The 13,840-nt window shown below is 56.7% G+C and carries 10 protein-coding genes; 6 read left to right on the forward strand and 4 right to left on the reverse strand.

All coding sequences use genetic code 11. The features are described from left to right. Positions 1 to 129 precede the first annotated feature (129 nt). On the forward strand, positions 130 to 438 hold the full coding sequence (locus BM017_RS21950) for a PA4575 family protein (RefSeq protein WP_058427690.1): 309 nt from the start codon (positions 130 to 132) through the stop codon (positions 436 to 438). A 3-nt stretch (positions 439 to 441) separates the two neighbouring features. Here the strand turns inward: BM017_RS21950 and BM017_RS21955 are convergent, their stop codons facing one another. Beyond that, positions 442 to 2,265: a hypothetical protein gene (locus BM017_RS21955; protein WP_092248321.1), complete on the reverse strand. Its 1,824-nt coding sequence runs from the start codon at positions 2,263 to 2,265 to the stop codon at positions 442 to 444. A gap of 166 nt (positions 2,266 to 2,431) precedes the next feature. Here BM017_RS21955 and BM017_RS21960 point away from each other — a divergent pair, with 166 nt between their 5' ends. Next, positions 2,432 to 2,920, forward strand: coding sequence for a TIGR00645 family protein (locus tag BM017_RS21960; protein ID WP_071489973.1), 489 nt, complete (start codon positions 2,432 to 2,434; stop codon positions 2,918 to 2,920). A gap of 15 nt (positions 2,921 to 2,935) precedes the next feature. Here BM017_RS21960 and BM017_RS21965 read toward each other — a convergent pair whose 3' ends face one another. The 3 genes from BM017_RS21965 to BM017_RS21975 form a co-directional block, all read right to left on the reverse strand. Further along, positions 2,936 to 4,369, reverse strand: coding sequence for an ArnT family glycosyltransferase (locus BM017_RS21965; RefSeq protein WP_092248324.1), 1,434 nt, complete (start codon positions 4,367 to 4,369; stop codon positions 2,936 to 2,938). Positions 4,370 to 4,485: 116 nt separating this feature from the next. After that, positions 4,486 to 5,511, reverse strand: a complete 1,026-nt coding sequence (locus tag BM017_RS21970) for a hypothetical protein (protein WP_092248327.1) — start codon at positions 5,509 to 5,511, stop codon at positions 4,486 to 4,488. A 112-nt stretch (positions 5,512 to 5,623) separates the two neighbouring features. Beyond that, positions 5,624 to 5,875, reverse strand: coding sequence for a DUF6124 family protein (locus BM017_RS21975; protein ID WP_092248330.1), 252 nt, complete (start codon positions 5,873 to 5,875; stop codon positions 5,624 to 5,626). A gap of 822 nt (positions 5,876 to 6,697) precedes the next feature. Here BM017_RS21975 and BM017_RS21980 point away from each other — a divergent pair. The 4 genes from BM017_RS21980 to BM017_RS21995 are packed head-to-tail and all read left to right on the forward strand — an operon-like array spanning position 6,698 to position 13,836. Further along, positions 6,698 to 9,484 carry a class I SAM-dependent DNA methyltransferase gene (locus BM017_RS21980; protein ID WP_092248333.1) on the forward strand — a complete coding sequence of 929 codons (2,787 nt, stop codon included), beginning with the start codon at positions 6,698 to 6,700 and terminating at the stop codon, positions 9,482 to 9,484. Continuing rightward, the gene (locus tag BM017_RS21985; protein ID WP_092248336.1) at positions 9,481 to 10,542 is read left to right on the forward strand and encodes a PDDEXK nuclease domain-containing protein; all 1,062 of its coding nucleotides are present in this window, start codon (positions 9,481 to 9,483) and stop codon (positions 10,540 to 10,542) included. Before BM017_RS21980 ends, BM017_RS21985 begins: the two co-directional genes overlap by 4 nt. Next, positions 10,539 to 12,653: a DEAD/DEAH box helicase gene (locus tag BM017_RS21990; RefSeq protein ID WP_092248339.1), complete on the forward strand. Its 2,115-nt coding sequence runs from the start codon at positions 10,539 to 10,541 to the stop codon at positions 12,651 to 12,653. Before BM017_RS21985 ends, BM017_RS21990 begins: the two co-directional genes overlap by 4 nt. Beyond that, entirely contained in the window at positions 12,646 to 13,836 is a 1,191-nt protein-coding gene (locus BM017_RS21995) for a GIY-YIG nuclease family protein (RefSeq protein WP_092248342.1), read from the forward strand. The genes BM017_RS21990 and BM017_RS21995 overlap by 8 nt, the downstream gene beginning before the upstream one ends. The last annotated feature ends 4 nt before the right edge of the window (positions 13,837 to 13,840 follow it).

The raw sequence follows: 13,840 nt of genomic DNA on the forward strand, positions 1-13,840 counted from the left end.
GTCCCTACAACCTTGGTTTGTCGTGGTTTTCTTCTATTCTGTGCTCAAGGGATATCCACAGGAGTCGCGGGATAGAAACAGCCTCGCCCCAGGCGCAGGTTGAACACCGATCTACCGAGGGTCGCCGCCATGCCGCGCAACCTTTGCCTTACCCGCCAGTGCTTTGGCCTGGTCACCCGTATCGAATGTTCCATTCGCCCTCTTGCGGGGGATAACGGGATGTGGACCTTGTTGTTTGCTGCCGGAATGACCGGTGAACAGCCGTCCACCATCAAGTCTCAAGGCCCGTTCCCCGGGCCCTTCGTCGCGGAAAACATGCTGGAGTCCATCGTCGACAGCCTGACCCAGCACGGCTACGAGAAGGCGGGTGACCCGCAGATCTGGTGCCTGCACATGCAGGCCCATCTGCGACAGCTCAATGGTGACACCCAGCACTGACCGCTATTTGCTCTCGGGTTTGTCCAACTTGACCTCGAAGCCATATTGCACGGTGCTCAGGTCGGTGCGCTGGTAGCTTTCCAGGGTGGTCGGCCGGCCGTAGAAGTGATGCACGTCAAACAGTGCCGTGCCGTACTCCTCGGCGCGGTGGCTGACGCCGAGGATTTCCTTGAGGTAGTTGCCGCTGGCGTCCTTGGCGTAGAAGCGCCAGCTGTCGGCGGGGAAGGCCTTCTGGTCGACGATCAGCGCGTTGTCCTTGAGCGACAGCCCCTTGGGCAGCTTGGCCACGTCGATCTCGGCTTTGTCGATGGTCGCCAGGAACAGCGGAATCGAGCCCACCACATACGCCGGGTTTTCCGGGAACAGGTTCAGGTCGTAGGTGAGGGTGCCGCGTGCCGGGTTCAGTTCAAACGCCTCGGCCGGCAGTTCGATCGGCTCGCCACGTTCGCCTTTTTCGTCGGCGGTGAAGAAGGTCACCGGTGATTCGCTGCTGTTGCGCTCGCTGCCCACTAGGTCGTCATTGAAGGTGAACGGGTGGTCGAACACGATGTGCGCGGCGCTGGCGTCTTCAACCGACTGGCTGATGGTGACGCTGTTTTTCAGCTGGTCCTCGGTCATGCCCGCGTCTTTGAGCCAGCTGGCGGCGCCGTCGTCATACACGGTGACCGGCATCGGCAGGGCCTGGACGGTGTTCTGCAGGCTGTTCTTGTCGAAGCGCATCACGGGCAGGTCGAGGTCTTTGCGCGTGCGCGTGGCGGTGGAAAAATCCAGTACGTTGACCTGCAGGTTGTCGATCACGCCATTGAAATACACCTTGGCGTAATGGCTGCTCTGTTTGTGTTCGAAAGCTTTTTGTTCCTCGGTGAGCTGTTTTTCGAACGCCTCCGACCAGGCTTTCTGCTTTTGCATCTCGGCCAATTGTTTTTCGTAGAACGCCACCTGGGCGCTGCTTTCGTTGATCGAGCCCGACCGGGTGAGGAACTGCCCGGTGCTGTCCCGCGCCTGCACCAGCAGCGGGTTGGGCGATTCGTCACCGACTTCAGGCGCCAGCGGTTGGCTGTTGGTCAGCTCGATCTCGGCGTAGTTTTTTTCCAGGAGCAACAGGTTGAGGGTGATGTTGCCCTCGGTGCGCTTGTGGCCTACGTCTTTTTTCGACAGATCAAAGGTCAACACCTTGCCCGGCGCGACCACTTCCACCGTGCCCTTGAGGCTGACGGGCTGTGGCTGGCTCTTGTTTTCCGTCTCGATGCCGTCGATGAACGGGTAGGTCACCGTCAGGTCGTCGGGGTTGGTCAGGTTGGAGCTGCTGGGGCTCAGCTGGATGCCCGGATCGGTTTCCGACCATTCCGGCTGGAAGGGGATGACCTTGTTGTTGCTCAGGGTCACCGACTGCCATTCCAGGCCGTGGGGGAAGGGGAACTGGTCAGGCATGTTGAAGTTGAACGGGAACACCGGCTGCAAGTCGGTCAGGTAGTCGGAATGGGAGCTCTTGCGCAGCACAAACAGGCCATTGATGTAGGTGTCCACCAACGCCTGGGGCGTGGGGTAGTGCTTGAGCAGGGCCAGGGAGTCCTCGCCGTACTCGGCTTCGATGGGCTTGCTGGCGAGTTTGACCCGCGCCCGCTCCAGCAGCAGCAGCGAACCGCCCAGGTCGGCGACGGCGTCACGCAGCTTGGGGTCCTGGATGCTGTCCAGGGAGTGTTCGAACTTTGCGGTTTTCTCTTCGAGGGTGGTCTGCTTCTGCTCGTCACTGGGGGAGCAGCCGCCAGCCAGCAGCAATGCCGCGCACAGGCCGATACTGGCCAAAGGGGATCGCACATCCATCATCTGAGTTTTTCCTGTCCGACGTCATCGAGCCGAGTTGTTATTGGGCTCGACACTAGCAGAAAAATTCTCTTACAGATGCCGCACAGGTCAGTTTTCTCGTGGTTACAGCTGTCTTGTAGCGGCTGGTATACTCGCCGCCATTTCTAGCCAAGCTGTGTGAGATCCAATGGAACGCTTTATCGAAAATACTATGTACGCCTCACGCTGGCTGCTGGCGCCTATCTATCTGGGGCTTTCCCTGGGCCTGCTGATCCTGGCGCTGAAGTTCTTCCAGGAAATCATCCACGTCCTGCCCAATGTGTTTTCCATGCTGGAAGCTGATGTGATCCTGCTGCTGCTGTCGTTGATCGACATGGCCCTGGTCGGCGGCTTGCTGGTGATGGTGATGATTTCCGGCTACGAGAACTTCGTCTCGCAGCTGGATATCGATGAAAACAAAGAGAAACTCAACTGGCTGGGCACCATGGACTCTTCGTCGCTGAAGATGAAAGTGGCGGCGTCCATCGTGGCGATTTCGTCCATCCACTTGCTGCGCATCTTCATGGACGCCAAGAACGTCGATCCGCAGCACCTGATGTGGTACGTGATCATCCACATGACCTTCGTGGTCTCGGCGTTTGCCATGGGTTACCTGGACAAGGTCACCAAACACTGATGCCCCGCGCCGGCCTTACTGCTCCACGAAGTAGTAAGGCTGGCGGTTGATCGACATCTGCTTGATCACCTTCACCGGGGTGGCCAGGTCGTTGGTATGGTCCAGCAACGCAATGTTGCCGGGTTTGGCTCCTAAGTAGTTGTGCAGCTCGGCCTCGGTCTTCAGGATCGGCAAGTAGGCCTGCAGATAGAACACGCTGGCCCCGGCGATGCGCTCGTTGGGTTGGAACAGCACCACCTCCCTGCCTTCATCTTTAAACGCCTGAACCTGGCTGATCACCGGGACGAACGACTGGCGCACGTCGGCCTTGGGCGCAAACCAGAACGCTGCAATCAGATAGCAGCCCACGGCCAGGGTGAACACGCCGCCCACGAGGGTTCTGTGATGTGTGTAGAGCGCAGGTTTGCGGGTTTTCAGCCACGCCAGCAGCACCCGTGCATATTCCGCGGCCAGTACGGCGGCGGCCGGGGCCAGTGCCATCAGGTACACCGTGCGTTTGCTCGAGGCCAGGGTCAACAGGGTGAACTGCGCCACCAGCCAGACGCTGAAGAACAGGTGGTAGCGGTTGCGCACCAGGCTTTTGCGGAAATGCCACAGGCCCAGGTACACCAGGATATTCCACGGCAGGAACGCCTCGGGCAGCTTGGCGATGTAGTAGTAGAACGGCTCGTAATGGCCTGCCTCGACAAACGAACCGCTGAAACGGCCGACGCTGTTGGTCAGCAGCACTTCGGCCACCGCTTGCATGCCGCCACGCTGGAACAGGAAGCCCAGCCAGATCACCAATGGCACCAGCGCCAGCAAGGTGAACAGCGCGGGCTTGAGCCAGTCGCCAAGGCGCAGGCGCTTGTCCATGAGGCTGGTGCTGACCAGATATACAAAAATCACAATGCCCGGCATCGCCAGGCCCAGCACGCCTTTGCTGAGGGTGGCAATCACCATCCCTGCGGTAAACAGTGCCCATGCGCCTGTGCTTGACCCTTCACGATCGGGCCGCACGGCCTGGTAAAACCCCAGCAGTGCGGCGGTCACGCCGAGGGTGAGCAGCGAATCCTCACCCACACCGCGCGCATTGCTCCAGTAACTGGCCATGGTCGCCAGGATCAGCGCGGCGCTGAAGGCCAGCGTCTGCGGCCGGCCGAACCTGCGCAGCATGGTGTACAGCAGCATCACGCTGAACAACCCAGCAAACGCCGAAGCCAGGCGCACCGCCCAAGTGGTGCCGCCAAACAGGCGAATCGCCCCGGCATCGATCCACAGGCTCAAGGGTGGTTTTTCCAGGAACGGTTCACGAAACAACTGGGGCACCACCCAGTTATTGTCCAGGTGCATGGCCATGGCGATCCCGGCCACGCGGGCTTCGGTGGAGCCTTGCAGCTCGTGGTTACCCAGGGCAAAGAAGAACAACAGACCAGCAAGCAGGAACAGCAGGGGAGCGGGACGCGTCATGGAGTGTGGCTACCAGGGCAGGAGGACCGTCCGGGGGAACGGTCATTGCAATGGGCTAGTATCCGTCGGCGTTTCTGAATATTTCGTGAACGAATGTGGGTTTTTTGTAAGGTCGGTCACGGCGCCATCAGGCTGGGCAGTGCGGCTCTACCTGCCGGGCTCAGCACCGGCTCCAGTTGCTCCCAGGTAAAACTCAGTTCGTTATCACAGCCATCGCCCTGGGCGGGCGTCGACAGTTGCAGGCCCTGGGTGTTGAAGCTCAAGTCGAACGAGGAATAACTGGTCACGGCCGGGCACCCTTCGTCGGTGGTGGTCTGCTTGGCCAGCCAGATGCTGAAAGCGGCCGGCAAACTGACCTGGCCCGAGTAGGGCGTGTCCCATTGCTCATGGCCGCCCAACCACGTCCAGGGGTCGACCTTTTCACCGGTTTGCAGGTTCCAACTGTGCAGGCCCCAACTGATGCCCCCGCGTCCGTAGCCCGCCGACCAGCGATAGAACCGCACGGTGATCCAGTGCGATGACCAGTAGAACGGCTCCACCGCGATCTCACTGGTGGTGGTGCCGCCGCTCTGGTCCAGTGAGTTGCGCCGCTCCCTGTAGAAATCGGCCTGCCCGTCCGGGTTGATGGCCATGCGCGCGAGCTCTCGGTTGATCTTGTCGATGGCCGCACCGTCGCCTTCAAGTTTCAGGATGACCTGGCCTCCTTGGGTCTTCACTTGATAGGCGTGTTCGGCGAAGGTTTTCCGTTCGACCTTTACCGCGGGTGGCACGGCTTCAAGCGCATTGTTATAGGCATCGCTGGCGCAACCGTCCGTGTCCCTGCGTTTCAGCACCAACGCCAGGCTTTTACCCTCGAGAGATTTGCTCCAGGTACCCGTCAACGTGTCGCCTTGGGGATCATCCAACTGCCAGAACCCGGTTTGCCCTTCTTCAACCCATGGCTCACTGGCGTTGACCTGAGTGAGCTGAATGGGCGTGAGAATCCTTTGATAGTAATAACTGCCATTGGCGCCGTGGGCACCGTTGAAACACACGGTGATCGCGGATTTGCCCAAGGTGCCTGTCCAGACACCGGCCAGGTCGGCGGCGGTGGCAAGCAGAGGAGCGCAGGCAAGGATGAGAACGGCGAGAGGCTTGAACACGGGTATCGGACTTCCGGATGTCTGATAGAGGAGAGCAGGGTAATCGCAAGTGTGGCGGGATTCCAGACGCGCAACAAAAGGCCGAGTCGCTGAACGCGTCTCGGCCTTTTTGTTACTGGAATGTTTGGGTGTCTTGAGTGAGGGCCAGCACGCGCTCAACCAACAACTCGCCCAGTACGATCAGTTGCTGGGTGGCCAGCAGCTTGTGACGGTGGACGCCTTCGAGTTCGAAAGCCAGGTCGGTGGTCATGGCGTTGAGAGAGGCGAGGGTTTCGCTGGCTTGGATCAGCAGGGTTTCGCAGGTGACGTCCGGGGTGATAGTGAAGAGGTTGGCGGAGGGGGGATTGGGGGTGATCTTTTTCATGGCTGAAACTCCTTGATTGATGGAGTCGCCAGACATCGCTGCTAAACGAAAAGGGTGGCGACTGTGCGCGGGTTAGCAGACCAGGAATCAAGGAACCCGGCGCACCCGAAAGTGCCCCACGCACAGCCGCCATAATACGCACCAGCGGATGCTGACAGCATCGCTGGAACGGATGGTGGCTTTGCAGGCCTTGATAGTAAACGAGCTGCTAAACCCGGTCGCTGATTTTGCAGCGACTGGGGGAGGCTATCTGTGTGGGAGGAGTTGCACCAGTTCACCGATGGCGCGATATCTTGAGGGAAAATTCTGAAGCTCCATTCTGTGGGGGGGCCAAATCCCAGAAACGACAAAACCCGTAGTGGGCGGGTTCTGTTGATGTGCCGGGGGAAGTTGAATCTGCTTAGCAACCTATTGATTTATAGAGTTAATATCGATTTTATTTTTGGCTGGAATACCCATTGGAATACTGCACTCCACTTGACCACCCATTTTCATTCAATCTGACCAGCATGTTTCGTTACCATGATTGGCAGTGAGATGCCTTCTGCGCTTAGCCCAAACGTGCTATCCCCACTAAATTTCAGAAATAGGTAAAGTTTTTATTCTGTCACTGCTGTGATCCGGCTGCAATGCGGCCATCGCAGCTCTAGTAGCTCAGCAGTCGCCACACGCGATACGACCTTGTTCGAGGCTATCGGGGTTATCATGTCAGGCCGTGGCCGGCACGAAGGTTGAAGTCCTCAAGTGGTCTAGCCATCATCCGCAAAATTAACGGCTTAATTCGCCGTACTCGTGCATATGCGATCTGGACAGTGGTAAATCATGAATGCAGTAGAAATTGAGTCCGCTATTTCGGACCTGGCCCTTGAGCCCTTTGACGCGGCGGAGTTTCCGTTTGTCTTCCTAGCTGCTTTTGGCAATAAGGAAACAGCCCTCAAACGCTTGCGTGCTGGCAACAACAACGCTTCCGACGTGTCTGGTGGCGTGCTACTGCGCAGCAACATTCATATCGCCGCATGCGGATCTGGTAACGTGGGCGAAACGCTCAAGGCATTGCGCGCCAGCCCGGCCACCACAAAAGCCAAAGCCAAGTTCATCCTTGCCACCGACGGGCAAACGCTGGAGGCCGAAGAGCTAACCACGGGCGAAACCATCACCTGCGACTATCCAGACCTTCCCAACCACTTTGGTTTCCTGCTGCCGCTGGCCGGCATCTCCACCATCAAGGAGATCAAGGACAATCCCATCGACGTGCGCGCCACCAGCCGCCTTAACAAGTTGTACGTCGAGCTACTGAATGAAAACCCAGACTGGGCTAAAGCCGAACGCCGCCATGACATGAACCACTTTATGGCGCGGCTGATTTTCTGCTTCTTTGCCGAAGACACCGATATCTTTGATGGCGATAGCCTGTTCACACGTAGTGTGGAACGCTGGAGCGAGCGCGACGGATCTAACACCAACGAGGTGCTGTCGGAAATCTTCCGTGCCATGAACATCAAGCAGGCCGAGCGCGCCAATGCTCAGCGACGTCTGCCCAGTTGGGCCAACACCTTCCCTTATGTGAATGGCGGGCTGTTTTCTGGTAGCACCGAAGTACCGCGCTTTACGCGAATGGCGCGCACTTACCTGCTGCACGCTGGCAACCTGAACTGGCAAAAAATTAACCCGGATATCTTCGGCAGCATGATTCAGGCGGTGGCCGATGATGAAGAGCGCGGCGCACTGGGCATGCACTACACCAGCGTACCCAATATCCTCAAGGTGCTGAACCCGCTGTTCTTGGATGATTTACGTCTGCAACTGGACGCGGCCGGTGACAACAAATCCAAGCTGCTGAACCTTCGCAAGCGTATGGCGCGTATCCGCGTATTTGACCCTGCCTGCGGCTCCGGCAACTTCCTCGTCATCGCTTACAAGCAGATGCGCGAGATCGAGGCAGAGATCAATAGTCGTCGAGGCGAAGCCAACAATAAATCGGAAATCCCTCTGACCAATTTTCGCGGCATCGAGCTGCGCGACTTTCCGGCAGAAATTGCCCGGTTGGCGCTGATCATTGCTGAGTTTCAGTGCGACGTGTTATATCGCGGCCAGCAGGATGCTCTGGCCGAGTTTTTGCCGCTGGACTCACAGAACTGGATTGTGTGTGGCAATTCGCTGCGGTTGGATTGGTTGGCGGTGTGTCCACCGACGGGAACCGTTGTGAAGCTGGCGGCGGACGATTTATTCGACGTGCCGTTGGATCAATCTGAAATCGCCTTCGAGAACGAAGGCGGCGAGACGTATATCTGCGGTAACCCGCCGTACTTAGGGAGTAGATGGCAAACAGACGAGCAAAAGGCCGACCTGCAAGCCGTCTTTGCCAAGCGCACCAAAAACTGGAAGTCTCTCGACTATGTAGCTGGCTGGTTTATGAAAACAGCAGATTACGGAACTAAAACTCAAGCGTCCGCAGCCTTTGTTTCGACTAACTCCATTTGTCAAGGAATGCAAGTTCCCATTTTGTGGCCTTTGATTTTTGCTAGTGGCCATGAAATTATCTTTGCTCATACCAGTTTCAAGTGGCAAAACCTCGCCAGTCATAACGCCGGTGTCACGGTGGCAATCGTCGGAGTCGGTAAGGGAAAAGGCAAAGTACGGCGTCTATCTTCACTCGCAGACGATGGCAGTGTGGTGGTGAAAGAGACGGAAAATATCAATGCCTATCTGGTGTCTGGCGGTAATGTAGAAGTAGAGAAAGTCACCAATCCATTTGGGCCACAAGCGGAGATGACCTTTGGCAATACGCCTATTGACGGAGGGAACTTGCTACTGTCTGCCGATGAAGTCCAAGCTCTTGGCTTAAGTTCAGCGCAGCTCCAGCGCTTTGTAAGAAAAATTTATGGATCAGCTGAATTCATTCGTGGGTTACTGCGATATTGCTTATGGATTGATGATCAGTATTTGGATGAAGCTTTATCCATTCCTGCAATCCATCTGCGTGTTGAAAGTGTTCGAGCATTGCGAGTAAAGGGTGGAACAACTGCTAAGGATATTGCAAAACGATCACATCAGTTTCAGAGAATGAACGTAGGTGAGAGGCACACAATCGTCGTGCCCGGTGTCTCATCAGAATCACGTGACTACTTACCCGTAGGACTTGTTGACCGAAATTCAACCGTTACAAACCTAGTCTTCGCCCTATACGACGCGCCCCTTTGGAACATGGCCCTCATCGCCTCCCGCCTGCACCTTGTTTGGATTGGCACCGTCTGCGGAAAAATGAAAACGGACTTCCGTTACTCCAATACTCTAGGCTGGAACACTTTCCCTGTGCCGATGCTAACAGAGCAAAACAAGGCCGACCTCACCCGCTGCGCTGAAGACATTCTGCTGGCCCGTGAAGCACACTTCCCTGCCACCATCGCCGATCTGTATGACCCAGACACCATGCCTGACAACCTGCGTCGCGCCCATGAGCGCAACGATGAAGTACTGGAGCGTATCTATATCGGTCGTCGCTTTAAGAACGACACCGAACGGCTGGAAAAGCTGTTTGACCTTTACACCAAGATGACAGCTGATACAGCGAAGGGCACGCCGAAAAAACCACGAGGAAAGATGGCATGAGCGACACCTCTGCTAGCCTGACAACCCCACCCGAGGGCTACGGCGAGTGGCTGTCCGACCTCAAAAACCGCATCCACAACGCTCAGCAACGTGCCACGCTGGCTGTAAACCGCGAACTGGTGCAGTTGTACTGGCAGATCGGCAACGATGTTTTGACCCGGCAGGCACAGCAGGGCTGGGGCGCCAAGGTGATCGAGAGACTGGCGCACGACTTGCGTACTGCTTTTCCTGAGATGAAGGGATTTTCCCGTGCCAACCTAATGTATATGCGAGCCTTTGCCGAGGCTTGGCCGGATGCCGCAATTGTCCAACAGGCTGTTGGACAATTGCCCTGGGGGCATAATCTGGTGTTGCTGACCAAGCTGAAAGATTCACAGCAGCGTCTGGCCTATGCCCAGAGTGCGGTTACGCATGGCTGGTCGCGTAATGTGCTGAACATCCATATCGAAACCCGCCTGCTGGAGCGCAGTGGTGCGGCGGTCACTAACTTCGATGTCAGCTTGCCGAAGGCGCAGTCCGACCTGGCCCGTGAGTCGCTGAAAGATCCTTATCGCTTTGACTTCCTAGGTCTGCGCGATGAAGCGCAAGAGCGCGAGATCGAACATGCCCTGGTCAAGCACGTCACCGAGTTTCTGTTGGAACTGGGCGCGGGCTTTGCGTTTGTGGGGCGGCAGGTACTTCTGGATGTGGGTGGTGACGAGTTCTTCATCGACTTGCTGTTCTACCACCTCAAGTTGCGCTGCTATGTGGTGATCGAGCTCAAGGCCGGCAAGTTCAAGCCCGAGCATCTCGGGCAGCTGGGGTTTTATATGACTGCCGTGGATCGCCAGGTCAAAGGCGAACACGACACCGCCACCATTGGCCTTTTGCTCTGCAAGAGCAAAAACAAGATCGTGGCCGAATATGCGTTAGGCGATAAGACCCAGCCCATGGGCATTGCCGAATACAAATTGCTTGAGTCTCTGCCTGCCGAATTGCAAACCAGCCTGCCCAGCATTGAACAGATTGAACGTGAACTTACAGGCGACGGCACCCTCATGGAGGATGAATCACAGTGACTAACACTACCAACCCGACCAACAGCTACACGGTGCCGTCGGTATCCATTGCTACAGCGCACACTGGAGCATCCAGCAAGGCTAATGAATTGGGCATGCGTACCATGCAGGAACGTGCCTATGCCAAGCGCGGCGAACAGTACTTGCTGATCAAGTCTCCCCCAGCATCAGGTAAGTCCCGCGCCCTGATGTTTATCGCGCTGGATAAACTGCATAACCAGGGCTTGCAACAGGCAATTGTCGTCGTGCCAGAGCGCTCTATTGGCGGTAGTTTCGCCGATGAACCGCTGAGCAAGTTTGGTTTTTACTGGGACTGGCAAGTGGTTCCGCAGTGGAACCTATGCAATGCACCTGGCATTGACGAGCCGCGAGTGGCCAAGTCCAAGGTCGAGGCCGTACGTGCTTTTCTGAGTAGCCTCGACAAAATATTGGTCTGCACCCATGCCACCTTCCGTTTTGCCGTGGAAGAGTTGGGTATCGAAGCTTTCGACAACCGCCTGATCGCCATCGACGAGTTTCACCACGTTTCCGCTAACCCGGACAACAAGTTGGGTGGCCAGCTAAGTGCGTTTATCAGTCGCGATAAAATACATTTGGTCGCCATGACGGGCTCTTATTTTCGTGGCGACAGCGAAGCCGTGCTGGCACCGGCGGAAGAAAGCAGGTTTGAGACGGTGACTTACACCTACTACGAACAGCTCAACGGCTACCGCTGGCTCAAGTCGCTGGACATCGGCTACTTCTTCTACACGGGCAAGTATGTGGATGCTGTCGCCAAGGTGCTGGACCCAGTGCTGAAGACCATCGTACATATTCCTCATCCTGCTGCGCGTGAAAGCCTCAAAGACAAGGAGCGTGAGGTCAACGAGATCATGAGTTCGCTGGGCGATTGGCAGGGTGTCGACCCAGTTACCGGCTTCCACCTCATCAAAGCCAAAGATGGTCGCACACTGAAAGTGGCCGACCTGGTGGATGACAGCGACGCGTCCAGGCGCTCCAAAGTGCTCAGTGCACTGAAAGACCCTGCGCAGAAGAACAACCGCGACAACGTGGATGTGATCATTGCACTGGGCATGGCGAAGGAAGGCTTCGACTGGATCTGGTGCGAGCATGCGCTGACCATCGGCTACCGTTCGAGCCTGACCGAAATTGTACAAATCATTGGCCGCGCCACGCGTGATGCCGAGGGTAAGGAGCGCTCGCGCTTCACCAACCTGATCGCTGAGCCTATGGCCGACCAAGCGGCTGTAGCCGAAGCAGTGAACGATATGCTTAAGGCCATTTCCGCCAGCCTGCTGATGGAGCAGGTGCTCGCCCCGCGCTATGAGTTCAGTCCGAAAGATACCGGGCCGAAAGACGGTTTCATTTACAACGGTGGCGAGGGCTATCAATCAGGTAGTACCAACCTGGGCGTGAATGAAGCCACAGGCCAGTACCATGTCGAAATCAACGGTCTGACCACGCCGCAAAGCACAGAAGCCTCGCGCATCTGCAAAGAAGATTTGAACGAAGTGGTAACCAGCTTCCTACAGGACAAAACCGTGCTGGAACGCGGCCTATTCGACAAGGAAAACACCTTACCCGAAGAGCTGACCCAACTGCGCATGGGCAAGATCGTGCGCGAGCGTTACCCCGACTTGAGCGACGTCGACCAAGAAGCAATCCGTCAGCATGCTATCGCGGCCATGAACATTACCCAACAGGCCAAATTGATGTTGGCTCAGACCGATGCCAGCGAGAGTAGCGCCTTACAAGGCAGTACGTCTCTGCTAGAAGGCGTGCGCAAATTCGTCAACGTGCGCGAGCTAGACATTGATCTGATCGACCGCATCAATCCTTTTGAGGCCGCCTATGCGGTGTTGGCTAAGGCGATGGATGAAAAATCCCTGCGCCAGGTGCAAGCCAGCATTGCAGCCAAGAAGGTGAGCATTCCTGAAAGCGAAGCACGAGACTTAGCAATGCGCGCCCTGCAGTTCAAAAACGAGCGTGGCCGGCTGCCAGACATCAACTCCGCCGATGTCTGGGAGAAACGAATGGCTGAAGGCGTGGTTGCGTTCGCACGTTACCGTGCCCAAGCCAAAGCGGCGCAGGGAGAATCCGCTAATGGCTAAGATGAACGATGACGACCTACTGAATGCGCTAGGAGTAGAAGTACCCTCGCTAAAGACAGCCACTCGAACCCCTCGCGAAGAGCGCATCATCGCTGGCTTCGAGGATGTTCAGCGCTTCTATCAGACCCATGGTCGCACCCCATTACATGGCGAAGATCGCGACATCTTCGAGCGTTTGTACGCCGTGCGATTGGATCAGCTTCGCAAGTTACCGGAAGCACAAGCCCTACTGGCAGGCTTGGATAGTCATGACCTACTGTCAGGTTCTGTGGTAGCCACGGTAAATGTGAATGACTTGGATGAGGACGCCTTGCTCGCCGAGCTGGGCGTCGGCAATGAGTCCGTCGACCAGGACGACATCACCGTGCTGCGGCATGTGCGTTCCAGTGCGGCGATAAAGGCGGCAGAAGAAATTGCCGCCCGGAACCCATGTAAAGACTTCGAGAGATTTAAGCCACTGTTTGACGAGGTGGAAGCAGGCCTCAAGCAAAAACTATGGGTAACCAAGCCCTTTGGCAAGAACGCCAGCATCGAAGTCGGAGACTTCTTCATTCTGAGCGGACTCATTGCCTATGTCGCCGAGGTGGGAGATACCTACAAGACGCCAAATGCGGAAACGAATGGGCGTTTGCGGGTCATCTACTCGAACGAGACAGAAAGCGATTTGCTATTACGATCTTTGCAGCGGGCGCTCTACAAAGACGGTGACGGGCGTGCAGGGTCTCGGATCATCAAGGTAGACTCTGGCCCACTATTCAGCGACATAACCGAGCCGGACGACATCGAGACAGGCACCATTTATGTGCTACGCAGCCTGTCCAACCATCCCTACGTATCCGAGCACCGCGAGCTGATCCACAAGATCGGCGTAACCGGTGGCCGAGTGGAAACGCGTATCGCGGCGGCGGCGAAAGATGCCACCTACCTGCTGGCCGATGTGGAAGTGGTCGCAACTTACAAACTTCACAACCTGAACCGCACCCGGCTGGAAAACATCTTCCACCGCCTGTTCGGCGCAGCGCAGTTGGACTTGACCATTGAGGACCGATTCGGCCATGCAGTTAAACCTAGGGAGTGGTTCCTAGTGCCGCTACATGTGATTGATGAAGCAGTTGAACGCATTCGGGATGGCTCAATTACCGCTGTAACTTATGATCCGCAAACGGCTCGCCTGGTTAGCTAATGGC

The organism is Pseudomonas sp. NFPP04, assembly GCF_900113815.1.
Lineage (GTDB): Bacteria > Pseudomonadota > Gammaproteobacteria > Pseudomonadales > Pseudomonadaceae > Aquipseudomonas > Aquipseudomonas extremorientalis.